The sequence below is a fragment of the Hwanghaeella grinnelliae genome (assembly GCF_004005845.1).
Lineage (GTDB): Bacteria > Pseudomonadota > Alphaproteobacteria > UBA8366 > Aestuariispiraceae > Hwanghaeella > Hwanghaeella grinnelliae.
The window spans coordinates 419,608-438,010 of sequence record NZ_SADE01000004.1; the positions used below are offsets into that span (position 1 = coordinate 419,608).

14 protein-coding genes and 1 tRNA gene are annotated in these 18,403 nt (G+C 55.7%); 13 read left to right on the forward strand and 2 right to left on the reverse strand.

Going from position 1 to position 18,403, the window contains the following annotated elements; translation table 11 throughout:
- Positions 1–60 precede the first annotated feature (60 nt).
- On the forward strand, positions 61–933 hold the full coding sequence (locus EOI86_RS22780) for a FecR family protein (RefSeq protein ID WP_127767985.1): 873 nt from the start codon (positions 61–63) through the stop codon (positions 931–933).
- A gap of 36 nt (positions 934–969) precedes the next feature.
- Here the strand turns inward: EOI86_RS22780 and EOI86_RS22785 are convergent, their stop codons facing one another.
- Positions 970–1,815, reverse strand: coding sequence for a sulfotransferase family protein (locus tag EOI86_RS22785; RefSeq protein WP_161973965.1), 846 nt, complete (start codon positions 1,813–1,815; stop codon positions 970–972).
- Positions 1,808–3,322: a glycosyltransferase family 2 protein gene (locus tag EOI86_RS22790; RefSeq protein ID WP_127767987.1), complete on the reverse strand. Its 1,515-nt coding sequence runs from the start codon at positions 3,320–3,322 to the stop codon at positions 1,808–1,810. The genes EOI86_RS22785 and EOI86_RS22790 overlap by 8 nt, the downstream gene beginning before the upstream one ends.
- Positions 3,323–3,564: 242 nt before the next feature.
- Here EOI86_RS22790 and EOI86_RS22795 point away from each other — a divergent pair, with 242 nt between their 5' ends.
- From EOI86_RS22795 to EOI86_RS24650, 12 genes are all read left to right on the forward strand, one after another.
- A complete protein-coding gene (locus EOI86_RS22795; RefSeq protein WP_127767988.1) occupies positions 3,565–3,870 on the forward strand; it encodes an ETC complex I subunit in 306 nt (101 codons plus the stop codon).
- A 109-nt stretch (positions 3,871–3,979) separates the two neighbouring features.
- Positions 3,980–4,056 (forward strand) — tRNA-Arg (locus tag EOI86_RS22800).
- A 310-nt stretch (positions 4,057–4,366) separates the two neighbouring features.
- Complete coding sequence (locus tag EOI86_RS22805) at positions 4,367–5,278, forward strand: GNAT family N-acetyltransferase (RefSeq protein ID WP_161973967.1); 912 nt, start codon at positions 4,367–4,369, stop codon at positions 5,276–5,278.
- A 41-nt stretch (positions 5,279–5,319) separates the two neighbouring features.
- Positions 5,320–7,068 (forward strand): hypothetical protein, encoded by a 1,749-nt coding sequence (locus EOI86_RS22810; protein ID WP_127767990.1) that lies wholly within the window; start codon positions 5,320–5,322, stop codon positions 7,066–7,068.
- Positions 7,052–9,292, forward strand: a complete 2,241-nt coding sequence (locus tag EOI86_RS22815) for an NHLP family bacteriocin export ABC transporter peptidase/permease/ATPase subunit (RefSeq protein WP_127767991.1) — start codon at positions 7,052–7,054, stop codon at positions 9,290–9,292. The genes EOI86_RS22810 and EOI86_RS22815 overlap by 17 nt, the downstream gene beginning before the upstream one ends.
- On the forward strand, positions 9,289–12,204 hold the full coding sequence (locus EOI86_RS22820; RefSeq protein ID WP_127767992.1) for an NHLP bacteriocin export ABC transporter permease/ATPase subunit: 2,916 nt from the start codon (positions 9,289–9,291) through the stop codon (positions 12,202–12,204). The genes EOI86_RS22815 and EOI86_RS22820 overlap by 4 nt, the downstream gene beginning before the upstream one ends.
- Positions 12,205–12,747 carry a cyclic nucleotide-binding domain-containing protein gene (locus tag EOI86_RS22825; protein WP_127767993.1) on the forward strand — a complete coding sequence of 181 codons (543 nt, stop codon included), beginning with the start codon at positions 12,205–12,207 and terminating at the stop codon, positions 12,745–12,747.
- 79 nt (positions 12,748–12,826) lie between these two features.
- A complete protein-coding gene (locus EOI86_RS22830) occupies positions 12,827–14,323 on the forward strand; it encodes a TolC family protein (RefSeq protein WP_127767994.1) in 1,497 nt (498 codons plus the stop codon).
- Between the two features lie 42 nt (positions 14,324–14,365).
- The gene (locus tag EOI86_RS22835; protein WP_127767995.1) at positions 14,366–14,941 is read left to right on the forward strand and encodes a hypothetical protein; all 576 of its coding nucleotides are present in this window, start codon (positions 14,366–14,368) and stop codon (positions 14,939–14,941) included.
- A gap of 2 nt (positions 14,942–14,943) precedes the next feature.
- A complete protein-coding gene (locus EOI86_RS22840; protein WP_127767996.1) occupies positions 14,944–15,600 on the forward strand; it encodes a CPBP family intramembrane glutamic endopeptidase in 657 nt (218 codons plus the stop codon).
- 79 nt (positions 15,601–15,679) lie between these two features.
- Positions 15,680–17,251, forward strand: coding sequence for a TIGR04463 family radical SAM/SPASM RiPP maturase (locus tag EOI86_RS22845; protein ID WP_127767997.1), 1,572 nt, complete (start codon positions 15,680–15,682; stop codon positions 17,249–17,251).
- Positions 17,252–17,378: 127 nt separating this feature from the next.
- Positions 17,379–18,356 (forward strand): hypothetical protein, encoded by a 978-nt coding sequence (locus tag EOI86_RS24650; protein WP_127767998.1) that lies wholly within the window; start codon positions 17,379–17,381, stop codon positions 18,354–18,356.
- Positions 18,357–18,403: the final 47 nt, after the last annotated feature.

Here is an 18,403-nt window from a genome sequence, read left to right on the forward strand (position 1 = left end):
GATCGAAGGAAGTGAGTGTGTTTGCTATGGTTATGATGGAAATGGATCGGGGCGCGTAACATGAACCGGTTCCATCTTTTAGCGTCGGCCAGTCTGCTGACCTTTATCGTCGGCCAGCCCGGCTATGCGCAGGACGCAGCCGAAGTGGCGGGTTCCGCCATGGTGGCGATCCCGTCGATTCAGGCGGTGCTTGGTGAGTCGGCGCCGCGTACGATCGCCATCGGCAATGAAATTTTCAGGAACGAGAACATTACGACCGGTCCGGAAGGGCATCTGCACATTCTGTTCCGGGACGAGTCGAATATGACCCTGGGGCCGAACGCGTCGATCACAATCGACGAATACGTTTACGATCCGGTCTCTGGCACGGGCACCATGGTGGTCCAACAGGCCGCGGGCGTGATGCGTTTTATCGGTGGCGCCATCAGTAAATCCGGTTCAGTCAACATCGCAACGGTGGTCGGCACGATCGGCGTGCGCGGCGGCGTCGCGTTGGTGCGTGTTCTTGAAGGGGGCGGCATTCAAGCCTTCTTCGTGTTCGGCGATCAGATGACGGTCGACAGCATCAATGGTGACAGCATCGCGATCGATACGGCGGGTTTCTCTTTCAATATTTCCGCCGACGGCGAAATCAGCCCGCCCGCCGAAATCAATCCCAGCGATCTGGGTGATGCCTTGGGCGCGCTGGAGACACCAACCGGTTCTGCCACCGCGGTCAATGTACCGGACGCGGTGTTGAACAATCTGCAGGATCGCCTGGAACAGCAAACGGTCGACCCCGATACCGGTTTGGTCGACCCGCTGGGCGACGAACCGATTACGGTACGCGAGTTGGAGACCATCCTCGGCACCGACGTGCTGGAAGAGGAAGCGATCCAGGAAGTCTTCGAGGAGCAAGCCGAAGAAATCGTGGAAAGCGGATCCGGCGTTTAAACGTCGTATGTGCTGATCAGGTATCCGATCATCCGCCTAGTCGATCGGCTCGTATCCCCATTTTTTCATCAAAGCACCGCAAATTCGGTTGAACTTATGGTGTTGCGCGGGCGTCCAATCCGCCCAGCGTTTTGTTGGATCGAAGTCTTTCGGTTTCGGCTGGGGCGTAAAGTCGACCCGGCCGGCCTCGGTCCGTGCGCCGAAGCTGGATCCGATAACGGGGAAGTCCTCATCGGGTGCGCCTTCTTCCGGAAAAGGCGGCAAGCCGATACGCTCCAGCACATTGTTCAGGACGCCGGCGGGATCTGCGACCAGTTTTTCATACCGAACCGTCACGATCCGCCCTTCGCGGACCGCGTCCTGATTGTCGGCGATCGTCTTGGAGATCGCCCGCATCCGTTGGGCCCAGGAAGCGGCGAGTTGTTCCAGTGTGAAGTTCATGCTCCAGGCCGAGCGAACGTTCAGGAAACTCTCGGCAATTGATCGCGGATCGCGGACGATTAACAGGTAATTGGCGTTGGGAAACATGCGCAACCCAACATCCCAGTCCCCGGCGACGGGCGATTTGGTCAGGGGACGCAGGTTTGGGTGCTTGTCGCCTCCTATAAAGGACAGCAGCCCCTTTCCCAGCGCCTGCAGCATGTCGTCGCGGCCAACTGTCTCCGGGCCGATGTAATTCCCGCCATCCATGCCGTCCCACATTTTGAAGACGGCGTTTACATAGTCATTCAAGTTCTCCGCCCCGACATTCAAATAATCCTCGCGAACATCGACGGGGTACAGGTCCGAATGCGTTTCCAGCATAGACTTCAGGTAGTTGGTGCCGCTTCTGCCCATCGGGGCGACGATGATTACGGGGGCAGGCAACGTCGTTTCAGGCATAGTCCACCATGTCGCGCAATTCATCGAGCATGCCCTGGCTGCCATGTCCGATTTCCGTACTGGTAAAAGCCTCAAGGGCGGCCAGTTTGCTGCCCCAACTGGAATACGTTCCGACATGCCGGTCCAGGACGGGGTGTTTGATTCGCACGCCGGGTTTATGCAATGCGGCAAGCTGGCAAACCAAGGCAAACCATAGGGCATCGTCGGGCACATCCGGTACCCCGCCGGATTTCAACAATGTCTTGCGCGACACCGCCATGGAGGAAAGCAGCCCCGGCGCGTCTTCCATCAGCGCCGCCTTGGACACTTTCGCTAGACCCAAGGGCAGGGGCGGCGGGCAGGGGCGGTCGGCGGTGCCGCCATAGCTGAAGCCGATCGTCCGGAAGCTGCAGGAAAAAGCGCGGCGGTGATCGTCTAAAGCGTCGGGTGAGAGGATGTCGCCCGGTTCCAGACACAGGATCAAGGAAGACGAGGTCATGGCCAGCGCGTTCCTGAGCACACGCGCTTTGCTGTCTTTGGGGCCTTGTGGGAAGAGCTGAAGCAGGAATGGCCATTCCGGCGCCAGCAGTTCCGGCGCGGTAATCGGTATTGTGTGCAGAACCACCACTTCGCGGGCGGGCAAGCGTTGGGCGGCAATGGACGACAATGTCTCAACCAATACTTTTTCGTCATCAACACCTGGGATGACGATGCAGAAACTTCGTGTCGGCAGGTTGCTCAGCCATTTGTCGACTTCGCGGTTCGCGGCGATGCCGAAGGAACGGCGGCTCAGTATTGCGGCCTTGCTGTCGGCGAGATGCGCAAAGGCCGGTTCCTGCAGGAATTTATCAACGTGATAGAAAACATGCTGCAGGAAGGCATCGGTATCCTTTGTGATGCCGCCTGACCAATTGTCGTACTCGACCATTATTTTGGGAATGTAAACGAAACTGCCCGGCGCCTTCAGCCACATGCGTATGTAGAAATCGAAGTCCTCACCAATGCGCTGTGTTTCGGTAAAACCGCCGGCGTTGCGCGCGGTGCGGGTCCGGACCACAACCAGGCTCATCGTGACCGCCGGCCCCGCGAGATTCTCGAGAATGGTACTGGGGGGTTGGCATTCCGCCGGACGGTCTATGCCCAGGGCAGAGAAACTGCGTCGTAGGTCGCAGTAAGCGAAGGTCGTACCCGGATTGTCGCGGAACACAGCCATCATTGTTTCCAGGTATTCGGGCTGCCACCGGTCGTCGCTGTCCAGGAACGCGGTGAAAGGCGTGGTCACGGCGTTCAGCCCGGTATTGGCCGTGCCGCCGGGACCTTTGTTCTGCTCATGCTCAATAACTTGAACCCGGTCGCCGAATTCTTGACGCACTGCATCCGCGGTGCCGTCTGTCGATGCATCGTCCACCACGATGATCGGCTGGTCGGCAAGGGTCTGGTTCAGGGCTGAGTGGATTGTCTTGGAAATACGGTCTCGTCGGTTATAGGCCCGGATGACCGTGGTTACGAATGGCGTGCCGGAGGGCATCGATGCTCCTGTCCGTGGTTGGTGCGACGCGTCGGAAGCGGGGAACTGTTCAGCACGTAGTTTAGCACTGCATGGTCGGAAAACGCGAGCGCCGCGGTATCCTGGAAGGTGGCTTTCACAACAATGACCGACATTGGTCAACGACCTGAAAACAATGCAAAATCACCCATGCTTGAACGTCTTGGCGAGGCGCTTTCTTCGCTGTATGCTGGCCCGCACGAATGCGCGGGAGCTTACGAACCATGGAAGTACGGATTTTCAAACCGGCCAAGACGGCGATGCAGTCCGGCCGCGGCAAGATCAAGAACTGGGTCATGGAGTTCGAACAGACGGACCGTGCCACGCCCGACGACTTGATCGGCTGGGTCGGATCATCGGATACCCGCAAGCAGGTCTCGCTTCGCTTCGACAGCAAGGAAGAGGCGATCGAATACGCCAAGAAGCACGGCCACACCTATACGGTTCAGGAAGAAAAGACCCGCAAGATCAAGCCCAAGGCTTATGCGGACAATTTCGCCTATTCGCGCCAGGAACCCTGGACCCACTAGCGCTTTTTGCCAACTGAAACAGATAAGCGGCCCAACCGCTCGCGACCGGCTTCCCCGAAGATGGAAATTCGCTGAAAATTCCGCTATAGGCACCCTACTGCACTCGCAAGACCCCGTAGCTCAACTGGATAGAGCAGCTGACTTCTAATCAGCAGGTTGCAGGTTCGAGTCCTGCCGGGGTCGCCAAAAAAATGCTTAGCTAATTGATTGAAATAGATGTTTTTGAGGTTTGGGGGAGCTCGAGCTGACCCCAATTTGTCATTAGTAGAACTATTGCCTCACCTATTTCCTCCTGGTGGCGCTTTTATCCACAACATTTCTCCACTGCCAATTGCGCATATGCCGCAGACATTGCGGGGCCGACCGACTCGTAACTTCGGCCGCGCCAAGTTCCATCGTTGCTGTACACGATCTTGGCAAAATAATTATGGTGCGAACAAAGATGTGGCGTAATAACGACGCGCCGGCCCGAGTTGGACCAGTCGAAGGAAGTATAATGGATTTGCGGGTTGATAGCGTGGAACCAGAGGAAGCGTCTGCCTTCGCATCTCTGACTTTTCCCCGCTATCGAAAATTCTTGGCATCGGGCATCGCGGAGTCAGATCTTTTCGTGCTCGGTGCCTGGGTGGATGATCGCCCGGTAGGCCTTTTGATCGCCCGGAGCAGCAAGCCGGACGAAATCGTTGAACTGTTGTCCATATCCACTCATCGTGCGCATCGGCGCAGGGGGATTGCGTCGGCGCTTTTGGACAGCCTTGAGGCACGATTGGCGGGGAAGCCCTATTCCCGTCTTGTCACGTCGTTCACGCAGGTGGCTGGAAACGAGGCTTCCCTCGCGCCTGTCCTCCGTCACAAGGGCTGGTCGATTCCTGTTATGCAGATGAAGTTGTTCGACCTGTCGGTCGACGCCGTCTTTACCTCTTCCTGGGTCGAGTCGGTTTCCAGTGGACCCGCGCGGTTTGATATTCGCGATTTCGACCCCGGGCAGTCGGGGGATCTCGAGGTGATCTCCCTGGAAAACTGGGTGCCCCGTGAACTGGCGCCGGTGAAGCATATGTACAAGGGCTTGGACGGTGCCGCCATTCTTACACCGGCTTCATTCGTTTTTTACGAGGACGATGTAATAGCCGGATGGCATTTCAGCCACCAACTTGATTCGGAAACCATCCGATTTTCCGTCAGTTACGTTCACCCGGACATTCAACAGGACCTTGTGCTGCTGGACCTGTGGCACAAGGCCGCGCTGGCGGCGCGCGAATTAGGCTACAAACGAATCAAATTTGGTGTTGCCGCGCATCATAGAAAGATGCTGTCTTTCTGCTCTTCTTTCCTAGGCCCGATTTCTGACAGAGTTTCTCTATCGTTGAGTTCGTATCGCAAAATTCATTTCGACGATGTTTGGGCATGATTTTCGACCAATCCCGGACTCGAAGGTGGTAAACAGTTACAATGTTTAGGAAAAAAGCTTTAGAGAAGATGCATGAGCCGGAGAGCCTCGATCAATTGTTGGTCGTGGTTACGCCGCGTTCTGTATGGATATTGGCGTCTCTCGCAGGCGTTTTAGTCGTGGCCCTGGCCTGGGGGTTCCTGTCGCGGATCCCCGTTACGGTCGATGGCTTCGGAATCCTTGTGAGGCCGGGCAGTATCAAGCAGATACAATCGATCGGTAATGGATCGGTTGTCTCGGTCCGGAAGGACATTGGGTCCCTGGTCAATCCGGGTGAGTTGATCGCAATCGTCAATAATCCGGACCAGGAACGTCGACTAGACGTCGATATCGCCAAATATCAGTCTCTTCGCGCCTTCACTGACAGAACGCTCGAGATTTCAGCCCGCAAGCGGGATTTGGAATTGGAGTTGGTCAATGACACTGTCGCGTCAATCGAGGCCGACCGAAATTCGCTGATGGAACTGCGGTCTCGTCTCTCGCAGCAAACAGGGGCGAACGCACAAAAAGAAATTCAAAGCCTGGAGAAAAACCGGAAGCTTCTGCTCAACCTTTATGAATCTCAGAAAAAGCAGTTGGAAGACGTCACGGAATTGGTGAGGGAGGGCGCGGTCTCGGACTCGCAGCGTCTTCAGTTGCAGGCAACGCTGACGGAAACCGAGAACCGCTTGTCGGAATTGTCGTTGCGGCGCAACAGCACTGATTTGAGGTCGATCGACAACGAGCAGCAGGACTTGCGGCTTAAGCAGGAGATTGAACAGCTGGACGCCGCCCTGCAGCAGGAATTCATCAAACGCCAGCGTATCGAACAGGACTACGATTTCGAAATTCACAGCAAATCTGTGGAGCTGAACGAATTGTCCGCGAATATTAGGCTGACGAAGGAGCGGCAGTACCGTCAGCAGAACGTTCGAAGCCCGTATAAGGGACGTACCTTGGAGGTTAGTACATCGGTCGGTACCAACCTGGGGTCGGGTGAGCGCGTGGCGATCTTGCAGATAGATTCGGTCCAGCCCTTCAAACGGCTCGTTTTTGCCGATGATGCCGTGTCGGGAACGTTCACCCTGTCTTCGGCAACGATGCAATCTGAGCCGATTCAGTTTCCGCCGACCGCCGAAACGCTGAAGCAGCACCTTTTGGCGATCGGTGTCTTCAAAAAGGAATCCTCCTTCGACGTTGTCATGCAACGGGAATTCCGAGAATACGACATTTTCACGGCGAATCCGGGTGAATACTACCTGGAGATCAATGATGAGAATCTGAGATCCGATGGAAAGATTCCGACCTTTGCGACGGTCCTGAATCTGGGGGGAATGATTGGCGATGAAGAACTGCAGCACCTTTGCTTCTTCACGATCGGGGATGGCAAGAAGGTCAAGCAGGATATGAAGGTCCGAATAAGCCCAGCCAATGTGGAACGCCAAAGGTATGGCAGTATCGTTGGGCATGTTACGGATGTTTCGGCTTATCCCGTAACGTCGGAAGGTGTGTTGGCACTGACAGGAAACCAGGAAGTCGCCTCGGCGCTTTTGGAAAAAGGCGGAACCATCTTGGTCACGGGGGCCCTGGACAAGGACCCTGATACTCCCGGCCGGTACGCTTGGACATCAAAAGGCTATGACGGCCCGATCACCGCCGGCACGACCACCACATGCCGGATAACGACTGAAGAGCGGCCACCGATTACATTTGTCGTTCCTTTGTTGCGCAAATGGATCGCGGGAGAGGGCGACGATGCTCCGCCTATCTAATGCGTTGACCCGCGTCCTGGAGCTCTCGTTTCAAGGGCAGTACAAGTTATTAGGCAGAACCCGGACCCCGTTTGTTCTTCAAATGGAAGCGGTCGAGTGCGGGGCAGCTGCACTTGGCATGGTGCTTGGCTATTACGGAAAGTTCGTGCCGCTCACGACCCTGCGCGCGGATTGCGGTGTATCCCGCGATGGCAGTAAAGCGTCCAATGTGCTTAAGGCCGCCCGAAAATATGGCTTGAAAGCGAAGGGTTTTTCCAAAGGTATCGAAAAACTGAAAGACGTCCGTTTTCCGCTGATCGTTTTTTGGGAGTTCAACCATTTCCTCGTCGTGGAACGCATTTCCGGAAAATACGTGCATGTAAACGACCCTGCCGTCGGACACCGAAAATTGACGCTGGATGAATTCGGGTCGGGTTATACGGGGGTTGCGCTGACCTTCGAGCCTGACGAGGGCTTTAAAAAAGGCGGTACGCCCCCGAACCCCATGCCGATGCTGATCAAACGCATCGCCGGCAGTGAAAAGGCTCTCATTTTCATGATGCTGGCCGGCATTATCGGTATCGTGCCCGGAATGGTGCAGGCAGTTTTTTCGAAGTTCTTCATTGATGCGATCATCACCGAAGAGCATTACGATTGGCTAAGGCCCATGTTGGTCGCGATGGTCGCGTTGCTGGCGTTTCAACTCTGCCTGCAAGCTGTCAGTGGCCTGTTTTCGCGGCGCCTTACAATGGGTTTGTCAGCGAAGCTGTATGCGGAGTTTTATCAGCACATCCTGAAGCTGCCGTACCATTTCTATACACAGCGATATGTCGGCGATGTGGTGAACAGAAGCCAACTGAACAATGCGGTTGTTTCGCTGATGGCGGGGCAACTGACCTCCGTCGCAATCGGTTTGGTCAGCATGGTCTTCTTCGGAATCTTGCTGTTTTCCTACAATTTCGAGATCACCGCCATCGGCGTGCTCTCAACCTTCATCAACTTCGCCTTGATTCGTTCAATGGCCTCGCGGCGCATTGAAGCAAACATGCAGATTGCGAAGGAGCAAGGAAAGGTGCAAGGCGCCACGATCGCCGCGATCCAAAGCATCGAGTCGATCAAGGCGTCGGGCATGGAGAACACGTTCTTCGAGAAATGGGGCGGATACTTCGCAGCATCCTCCAATGCCAGTCAAAAACTGGCGATGGATAGCCGCATGTTCTCGATATTCCCGACTCTGTCCTCCTCCATCGTCAGTACGCTCACAATGGTACTGGGCGGGCTTGAAGTCATGAACGGCAACATGACCATCGGGACATTGATGGCGTTCAATCTTTTGATGGCCCAGTTTCTCGGCCCGATTTCGGCGGTCCTGAACCTGGCGGTTCAGATGCAGGAGATCCGCGGCACGGTCGTTCGTTTGGAGGATGTCCTCGAGCATCCGACGCGGGAAGAGTTGTTTGCAGAAGTCAGGCAAAATGCGTCAACAGATGAGGGCCGACAGGCCGCTGCCGCCCTGGGGACAAGCCTTGACGGGTCCATGCAGTGTCGCGGATTGACGTTCGGGTACAGCCCGATTGAAGGGCCGTTGATTGAAGACTTCAACCTCGAAATTCGACCGGGGGAAAGGGTGGCACTCGTCGGAACGTCGGGCTGCGGAAAATCAACGGTCGCGCGCCTCGTGGCCGGTCTTGTGCCGCCCTGGAGCGGCGAAATCTGTTTCAACGGCGTCAATCGCGAACTCGTTCCGCAGGACGTGCTCAGCAGCTCCGTCTCCTTCGTTGAGCAGGACTTCCTACTGTTCCCCGGGACGGTCCGGGAAAACCTGACCTTGTGGGACAGCACGATTCCGGATGAATGGCTGAGGGAAGCGCTCGACGACGCGGTCATTCTGGATCAGGTATTGGCGATGCCCGGAGGATTGGACGCGAATGTCGAAGAAGGCGGGAACAATCTAAGCGGCGGACAAAGGCAGAGATTGGAGATCGCACGCGCATTGGTGCGCCGACCGAGTTTCTTGATCATGGATGAATCGACTAGTGCGCTAGACGTCGAAACGGAAGCGCAGATTGTGCGTAACATCCACCGGCGTGGCTGTTCAGCCCTGATGATTGCCCACCGACTGAGCACGATACGAAACTGTCACAAGATCATCGTAATGCAGAAAGGCGCCGTAAAGGAAGTCGGCGACCATGAGACACTTTATGCGCAGAACGGGATCTATACGAAACTGGTGAAGATGCAATGATCGAACTGTCAGGGCATGACGATCTTAGATTGGACGATTCCCGTCAGGGATACATCGTGCAGTCGGGGTCTATCGCCCTGTATCTGGTGGAGCTTCAAGCGGACAGGCTGGTCGGTCAACGCCACTATGTGATGACCAGCCATCCAGGCTCTCTCATTTGGGGTGGGACGGAGATCGTGGACGACAAACAGTTCGTTCTCGTCGCCGAACCACACGAGAAATCATCGATAGAACCAGTCTCGGCTTCCGATCTTGGAGACCCGATTGCCGGGGACAGCTTGAATGCCCTCGAGGACTGGATTGAAAAACTCGGGGAGATTATCGGCAAGCTTCAGGATCAGGATTTCACGGAGAAAGCCGAAATCGATGAACCAGTCGCTTTTTCTCCCAGTCAGGTTTTCCGTCCGCGTGAGGGGGGGCTGTACCGCGTCCGTTTGAGCAGTGGAAGCATATCGTTCGGTGACCGGGTCAATGCGGCGATTACGCCGCAGTCGCCTCCCTTGGTCTATTATGCGGATCACGTCTTGCGCTTGACCGCGTGCGAAGCGTCGGAGCTTACGTTCGAGCGCGTTTCGGAGTTGGCGCCGGAAAGCTTTGCCGGAACGCTCTATTTACAACAGGCAATGATCGCTTTGCTGTACGGAGAAATTCAGCAGGCGGAACGGTCGGAAGCGCGCCGGCTGGAAAAGTTGAAAAATGAAACGGCGCGGGGTCAGCGAAAGGCCATCGACCATCTGAAACTGAAAGATGACAAGGATTGGGAGCCGGATGATCAACTGGACCCGTTGATGACGGCACTCGAAGTGATTGGTCATGCCGCCAAGATCGAGTTCAACACCAATGCCCATTTTGACCAAAACCAGGACGTTACGGATAAGGTCGACAAGATCTGCCGCGAATCCGGGGTGCGGTTCAGGCATGTCCGTCTGATCGGCGAGTGGTGGAAGGAAGACATCGGAAATGTTCTGTGTTTTCAGCGGGAGACCGGCACACCCTTTGCCCTGGTGAATACGGCAAGGCACGGCGGTCTGGTGCGTTCTTACATATTCTACAATGCCCAAACGCGAGAGAGCATACCGTTCGATCCGGATATGGACCTGGATCTGAACGAAGAAGCATTCGTGTTCACACGACCGCTTCCGGAAAGCGAAGAAGAAGCGACCAGCTTCATCAAGCTGGCGAGGCATACTTACAAGCCGTTTATGACGGACTTCGTTTTGATGTTTGCGCTGTCTTTCCTGTCCGGATTGCTCGGGCTTTTCATGCCGATCGCCAATCGCTGGCTCGTGGACTACGTCATTCCGGACGCGAACCGCGACCTGCTGTTCGATTTGGCGGTTGGAATGGGGTGTATGTCGCTGGGTTTGTTTTTCTTCTCGCTGTCCCAAGGCATTATCTCACTGCGCATTCAAACCTCAATGACCGCGCAGTTGCAGTCGATGATCATCGACCGATTGCTCAAACTGCCGGTCAAGTTCTACCGCACCTACACCAGCGGCGACCTTCTGAACCGTGCTATGATGATCTCGGAGATCAGCGCAGGGTTTTCCGGAACTGTCATCAGCGCCGGGTTTTCGCTGTTGTCTGTTCTGATGATGCTGGGGATGTGTTTCTACTATTCTTCCAAGCTGGCATTTCTGGCCCTGATTGCGGCCGTGATTACATCGATATTCTCTATCAGTTTCTCTTTCATTATCAGGAGTGTCGCCCTGAGGCAGGAGAGAGAGACCGGCGATCTATTCGGGTTCATGGTGCAGATGGTGTCCGGTGTATCCAAGCTTCAAATCGCCGGGGCCGATAGCCGCGCTTTCACTGAGTGGAGCAAACGCTATGGAGACCAATTGCGCATGGGGTTTCGAGTCGCCGAGTTGCAGCATTATTCGACGCTGATAAACATGTTCATACAAACATTCAGCACCATTGCGCTGTATTACTTTGCGGGAACGATGATCAAGCAAGGGATCGACGCCCGGGCACTGGATCCGACCGCACCGGTTTTGCTGACCATCGGCAGCTTCTTCGCCATTCAAGGGGCTTTCAGCGCCGTTGTCGGTGGGATAGTCACGTTTTTCTCCAGTTTCATTACCATCCATCAGCAAATGGCCAAGCGCGAACTGGCACGGCCGATTTTGACCGCCGAAATCGAAACTGGGGCGGGAAAGAAAAGTCCGCCCCCGCTGGAAGGCTTGGTAGAAATTCAACATGTTACCTTCCGATACAACGAGGAAGCCCCCCTAATCCTAAATGACTTCAGCTTGAGGATCTTCCCAGGTCAATTCGTTGCCTTCGTCGGCAAATCGGGCTGCGGTAAGTCGACTTTGTTCAAGTTGCTGTTGGGCTTCGAGGTTCCGGAATCCGGTCACATTCTCTTCGACAGAAACGACAGCGCTACCCTCGACATGGTAAATGTGCGCCGGCAGATCGGTGTTGTCTTGCAAGAGACATCATTGAGCGCGGGGACGATCTATCACAACATTGCCGGGGCGGCGAAGATCACCCTGGATGAAGCCTGGGAAGCGGCGGAGGATGCCGGTTTTGCCGGCGATATCCGGGAGATGCCGATGGGAATGCACACGGTTGTTCCGGAGGGTGGCGGTACGCTATCGGGTGGGCAGAAACAGCGGTTGATGATTGCCAGGGCTTTGGCGATCAATCCTGCCATTGTTTTCTTTGATGAAGCGACCAGCGCGCTCGACAACCGCACCCAGCAAATCGTTACCGAAAGCCTGCAACGCAGGAAAATTACGCGTTTGGTTATCGCGCACCGATTGTCTACCGTGATGCATGCGGACAAGATCGTTGTCTTGGAAGACGGCAAAATCCTTGAGCAAGGTAGTTACGCAGAACTTGTAGAAATGAATGGGACTTTTGCTAGCATGGCGCGGCGACAAACCGTTACCGAGGAGACTTAGATGAAAAAGGTGCTGTATATCCTCGGGCTATTGGATGATGAGGACATCGATTGGATGGTTAGCGCGGGAACGCGTGAGCAGTATCAGCCTGGCGATGTGCTCGTACGGGAGGGACAGCGCACGCAGTTCCTGTTCGTCATTGTCGAGGGAAACGTTGATATCACGGTCCGCGGCAAACAGATCGCTAATGTAGGGATCGGCGAAATCGTGGGTGAAATGTCTCTGTTGGACTTCCGACCCGCCTCGGCAACGGTAACGGCGGGCGAAGATCTGACCGTTTTGAAAATCAGTTTTGAGGAACTCGAAGCGCGCCTTCAGTCCAACTTCCGTTTTCAAGGGCGCTTTTATAAGGCGCTTGGGGTTTTTCTGGCGCAGCGAATGCGCACCATCAACATGAAGGTTGCCTATGGGGATGAAGCGCCGTTGATTGACGAGGACGATGACGAACTCCTCGATGATGAAATTAATGACGAGGTGATGGAGAAACTGTCTCTCGCCGGCGCACGCTTCAAGGTGATCATCGACAAGTTAAAGAATGGGTAGCGATCGCTGCCGGATTACATGTATTGTCACGCGCATTAATTATGCCGATTAGAGTTTGTTGGGGTAAGAAGTTCGAGCTATGAAATGGATCGTTATCAGGGCGTGTTTGATTCCGGCATCCCTTCTGCTCGCTGCCCAGGCCCCGGATACGGGGAAAAGCCCGTTTTGGGACAATTTCGCTTTCGAACGCGGAACACGGGATATTACCCTTGATGCAGCGCAGCGAATGGGGGTCTTCAACTCCCTGATCAAGGATCCGCTAGACCTGGATATCGACGATGCCGAGGCCGATATCGAAATCGCTAAATCCAACTTCGACCCGGTCTTGACCCTGAATTCCAACTTGGCGGATTCGGATCAGTCGGCCTTCGATACAGAGACACGCACCAAAACCGGCTCGGCGACGGTCAGCAAGCTGTTTGCGACCGGTACGACTGTCAGTGTGTCCCAAAGCTATACGGAAACAGATACGGATAGCTTGATCGCGACGAGTGACGGGGAGAGTGACTCGCTGGACACGACCGTGGCGCTTAATCAGCCATTGCTGAAAAATGCGGGCACGCTGGTGAATACCTTGGCGCGCGAAACCGCGAAGATCGATCTCGATAGTGCGGAGTTGCAGAAACTGGCCACGCTGACCTCCAACTATAGGGACGTCACGACAGCTTACTGGAACCATTGGATTGCGTTTCGCAACCTGGAAATTGCCATCGAGCAGTTCGATCTGGCCAACCAGCAGAAGGAATTGGCTGAAAAGTTGTTGGGCGCCGGCCTTGTCGCCGCGGTTGAAGTCCTGCGGGCGGAGGCCGGCATTGCACAGCGGATCGATGCGATCCTTGCCGCTCAGGATAATCTGATCATTACCAACAACGCCCTGTTCCAGTTGATCAGTGATGAGGAGGGCGCCGGAGACCTTGTGCTTTTGAATCCCGTGACGGAACCAAGCGCAGAGGAACCGACCTTATCGATATCGGATGTGTCCGACGCGGCGATTGAGAGCTCGCTGGCTCTCAAGATTCTTCAAAATGAGGTGGATGTCGCCGCATTGACCGTCCGCGCGGCCGACTGGCAGACGCTACCGGAACTGGATTTGAATCTTTCCTACACGAAATCGAAAGTCGACAAGGATGCCTCCTTGATTGCCGTGGACGATTCCGAGGATTGGGCCGTGGGAGTCACGTTGACCTATCCGTTGTTCGAACGGAATTCGCATGCGCAGTTGCGGCAGGCCCGGAACAGCAATCACTTGGCCCGAAAGAATGTCGCAATTCAGCGGCAGGGGCTGCGCAAAACATCGGAGAACCTGGTCAGCAATTTGTTTCAGAACTATCGCCGGCTTCTTGCCGCAAGGCGTGAAGTGGACGTGACCCGTCGGATCTACGAGGCGGAATTGAAGCAGTTTGACCGCGGCGCACGAACCAGCACAGATGTCCTTGACGTGGCGACGCAACTATCGCTCGCTTTGACGAAACAGTCGCAAGCCTATGCCCAATACGAAATCAGCCGAACGGAAATTGCGTTGCTGATGGGACAAGTTGGCGACCGGGTGCGCAGACTGCTAAAGGGCCAGGAATAGCAGGCCTGACGGGCCTAATGAGCAATCGGAAAGACGACCGGCATGAGAAAGAACATCGATTTTTCGAAGCTTAGCCTGCGCCAAATCGCCTTTTTCTTCGTGGGCCTCGCCATTGCGGTCACGGGCTTGGTCTTCTCGATCATTGCTTTCGCGACCGCGCTTTTCGATACCGACGCCGTATATCCGATCGACCTTTCGGTCGAGACAAAGCAGCTTGTTTGCGACCCCTGTGACATTGCGGCGGAGCAAAGCCTTTGGCTGGCGCTGCCGAACAGACAGATCGAGTACACCGATATCGGGATCGATGTTTTCATCGGCGATGGAGCAACGGCGGACAGTCCCACATCCAGCACGTCTTTCGTTCTGGTTGGAGTGCGCAACCAATTTGGCGGAAAGGTCTTCTATCGTCTGCAGTCGTTGGAAGAATTTGTTGGCTCGCAAGTTGCCATTTCGGTCCGAAAAACCGGATCGGATGAGATGAATGTTCCTGCTTCCATTGCAATCCGCACTTATCAGGGCGTTGAGATTAACCCCTTCTATGTGGGGTTAATGGTGCTCGGCATCGGTCTGATCGTTTTTGCGTTTAGGCGTCCGCCATCGTCCCAAAACGCCGGTTGAACATGCGTCCCGTATATCATTTTACGGCGTTCCTGGTCCTGAGTGTCGTTGCGATCGGTATATTGCGCAGCGGATCGCTCCCTGATGCCAATCTGTTCTTCTGGATTTTGACCGGTGTCCAATTGATGTGGGGATTGCTGGTCTTCCCGATCAAGTCTTTGCGCCTGGGTCGGATCGGCGCTGCCCTTGCAGTCTTGGTCGCGGTCCAGGCATTGCAGTACGCATTCAATTTCCACCAATGGCGGCCTGAGGCTTTCTCGGTCTTGGAAATTTGTCGTTATTTCATATTCGTTGCGCTGGTTGAGGAAGTCTGGTTTCGCGGCGTGTTGCAGAAAATCGTGGCCAAGATCGGACTTCCGGGACTCGCAATCGCTTCGGTACTATTCGGCTTGTACCATATCCAATCCGGCTGGACCGTCGTTTTGACCACCACGGCGGTCGGATCCGTCTATGTCGTCGCCAGGCATCTTGGGGCGGGGATACTGTCTCTCGCGCTCGCGCATGGGGCAATGAATTGGCTCAACAACACGGTGTATCCGCCCGTTGGGCTTCGGGTCGACCCGTCTGTGTTTTATGTGGCATTTTCGACGACTTGCGTGATTGCCGCATTGTTAGCGCTTGCCGTTGCAGGATATCGTCGACGACGGGGCGGTGGGTGACTCATTAATTGAATTGGGAAGCGTTTCAGAATAGCTTAGCCGCCGGGGCGTATTATATTTTTTTTGTACGGGAGCAAATATGGAAACCAGCGAAAATGCGGGGCAAGTCGTCCGCGCTTCGATCATGGCGCAAATTCAGAGAGAAGCTGCGTTGGGAAAGAAGAAGCTGCCGTCGAGATACTCCGGCGAAGCCGCCAATCGCAATGCGGCGCCTTCCAGCTATAACCTGTTCATTCCAATTCGCGGCGACCGTCATCTGGTCTACAACACGTTGACCGGCGCCTATGCGATTTGGGACGCCGATGACATGGAAATTTATGAATCGCTGAAATACAGCGATCGACGGGTGTCGGATCCGGAACTGCGTGATTTCATCGGCGCCGGTTTCATGGTGTCGGATGCGACCGATGAGGTTGCGGAACTGGAGCAGCGCTACATGGGCGCTCGCCAGGACCCGGGCACCATGGTGATGACCATTGCGCCGATCATGGCCTGCAACTTCGCATGCGATTATTGTTTCCAGGGCGCGAACAAACCGCACAAGAAGATGACGCCGGAAGTGCAGGATGCGCTTCTCGACTATTTGGATCGCAAGCTGCCCGAACTGAACAACCTGAGTATCAGTTGGTATGGCGGTGAACCCTTGATGGGGAAGGACACGATCGAGGCCCTGACCCACAGGATCAACGAGCTCTGCATCAAACACAAAGTCAATTATTCCGCCTTCATCGTGACGAACGGGTATTTCCTGAATGGCGATATGGCGGAGAAGCTTGTCAAGCTCGGCGTTACTTCGTGTCAGGTGACGCTTGATGGCAACGCGGAATCCCATGACGCCCGCCGGTACCTGCTTTCCGGCCGGCCGACCTATGACCGGATCGCCAAAAATCTTGTCGAGGTGGTGGATCGGACGAACATGCAGGTTTCTCTGCGTGTGAACATCGATCACCACAACAAGGACAACATTAAGCAATTGTTGCAGGACCTCAGCGAACGGGGACTTGCCCGCAGGAACACGCTTGGTGTTTATTTCGCGCCAGTTGAATCCATCACGGAGGCCTGCCACGGCACCAATGAAACGGCGATGGGCAAAACCGAATACGCCATCATGGAAGCCGACCTCTACCGCTATGCATTCGAACTCGGTCTGACCGGCCTGCCGCGCCCGCCCATGATGCATGGCAATTGCGCGGCGGTGCGCACGAACGGTTTGGTCTTGCTGCCGACCGGCGAATTGCACAAATGCTGGGATACGGTGAACGACACCAGGATGAAGATCGGCACGATCTTCGAGCCGGAAAAGGCATTCCAAAGCCAGATCCATGAGGAATGGATGAATTGGTCGCCGTTCAACAACGATACCTGCCGAAGCTGCAAGATCCTGCCGAACTGTACCGGGGCCTGTGCTTTCAAGTTCATTCATAAGGATAAGACGTTGGGTGAGGGCGGCTCGCTGCCGTGCCCCAGCTGGAAGTTCAACATCAATGAGCGGCTTCTGATAAGGGCGGAAAAGAAGGGTATCATTTCCGCAGAGGACATCATTGAGGAAAGTGCGACATCCGCGGATCAGGTCGGACAAAACCATTCGACGTCGGGTCTGTTCCGGGTGGCTGCGACAAAAGAGCCGGAGCTCAGTCTCGCAATAACGTAAATTGGGAATTGCATTGTTTCGGGTGAGTTTTGCTGCTAATTTTTCAGCCTGGGGCAGTGTTGAACGAAAATACGCCTAATGTAGGCGAAAGTGATGTTTCGAAGATCCTATAGAAAGGACCAGGGCCGTGGAATTTGTGGATAAACCGTTTGCTGACGACGTAGCGTTGATGGATCCGGTCACTGCGCATATGGCTGGCAAGATCAAGACGGATAACCTGCGCGACCTGCAGATGGTCGAAAGGTGCTTCCCGGCCAATCCGGCGGTGCTCGTCAGCGTCGCCAAGGCTGAGCAGGAGAAGTCCGGCCGAGTTGTCGAGACACCCGACGATATCGATCCCGAGGTAAAGGCGGATCTGTTCTTCCTGAAGGTGTTGCCGATGCTGTTCCTGCCGAACGTGGCCGGGGACTGGGAAAGCACCATCCTGTTCAAATTGGGAGAAGCCGGCGAATTCACCCTCAAGGTCGCAGACGGCGCCTGCCGGGTTGTCAAAGGCGATAGCGGCGACGCGAACACCACGGTGGAAAGTGAATACGAAGACTTCCGAATGATCCTGCGTCACGTGGTTCTGCGCGACAGTCACCTTGTCGACGAAGACACGCTGGACGAGTGGGATGAAGATGTCGAATTGGACATGGAACTCTCCGATGACCAGCTTGAGGCCATCGCCGGTGGCAAGGGTGGTGGTTGCGGTGCCGAGGCATCGGCCGCTAATGCTTGCGGCAGTGAGTACTGCGGGGCGGCTGCCGGCGCCGGCGTCGCATGCGGTGGCGCGGCCTGCGGGGTCGAAGCGGCGGCCGGTACGGCTTGCGGCGCTGCGGCCTGCGGTGCGGCGGCCGGCGCTGGTGGGGCTTGTGGCGCGGATGCTTGCGGTGCGGCCGCAGGGGTCGGAACGGTGTGCGGCGCTGCTGCCTGCGCGGCGGATGCGAGCGCCGGTGCGGCGTGCGGCGCGGCTGTCGGGGTTGGCGCTTGCGCGGGTGACGTTTGCGGTGCAGCCCTCGGTGCCGGTGTTTGCGCCGGTAACGTTTGCGGCATTGATATCCTCGGCGGCGCCGATGTGGGACCTTGCGGTATCAACGTTATCCCGCTTGTCCCGGGCACCTAAGAAGCAATAGGTTTTCAGTTAAAGTAGGCGCACCGTGGAAACGGTGC

Bases quoted from the DNA above. Each gene is read 5' to 3' on its own strand.
- EOI86_RS22840 (WP_127767996.1), top strand. From the start codon at position 14,944: ATGCGTCCCGTATATCATTTTACGGCGTTCCTGGTCCTGAGTGTCGTT.
- EOI86_RS22835 (WP_127767995.1), top strand. From the start codon at position 14,366: ATGAGAAAGAACATCGATTTTTCGAAGCTTAGCCTGCGCCAAATCGCC.
- EOI86_RS22805 (WP_161973967.1), top strand. From the start codon at position 4,367: ATGGATTTGCGGGTTGATAGCGTGGAACCAGAGGAAGCGTCTGCCTTC.
- EOI86_RS22845 (WP_127767997.1), top strand. From the start codon at position 15,680: ATGGAAACCAGCGAAAATGCGGGGCAAGTCGTCCGCGCTTCGATCATG.
- EOI86_RS22780 (WP_127767985.1), top strand. From the start codon at position 61: ATGAACCGGTTCCATCTTTTAGCGTCGGCCAGTCTGCTGACCTTTATC.
- EOI86_RS22785 (WP_161973965.1), bottom strand. From the start codon at position 1,815: ATGCCTGAAACGACGTTGCCTGCCCCCGTAATCATCGTCGCCCCGATG.
- EOI86_RS22820 (WP_127767992.1), top strand. From the start codon at position 9,289: ATGATCGAACTGTCAGGGCATGACGATCTTAGATTGGACGATTCCCGT.
- EOI86_RS22810 (WP_127767990.1), top strand. From the start codon at position 5,320: ATGTTTAGGAAAAAAGCTTTAGAGAAGATGCATGAGCCGGAGAGCCTC.
- EOI86_RS22825 (WP_127767993.1), top strand. From the start codon at position 12,205: ATGAAAAAGGTGCTGTATATCCTCGGGCTATTGGATGATGAGGACATC.
- EOI86_RS22830 (WP_127767994.1), top strand. From the start codon at position 12,827: ATGAAATGGATCGTTATCAGGGCGTGTTTGATTCCGGCATCCCTTCTG.
- EOI86_RS22795 (WP_127767988.1), top strand. From the start codon at position 3,565: ATGGAAGTACGGATTTTCAAACCGGCCAAGACGGCGATGCAGTCCGGC.
- EOI86_RS22815 (WP_127767991.1), top strand. From the start codon at position 7,052: ATGCTCCGCCTATCTAATGCGTTGACCCGCGTCCTGGAGCTCTCGTTT.
- EOI86_RS22790 (WP_127767987.1), bottom strand. From the start codon at position 3,322: ATGCCCTCCGGCACGCCATTCGTAACCACGGTCATCCGGGCCTATAAC.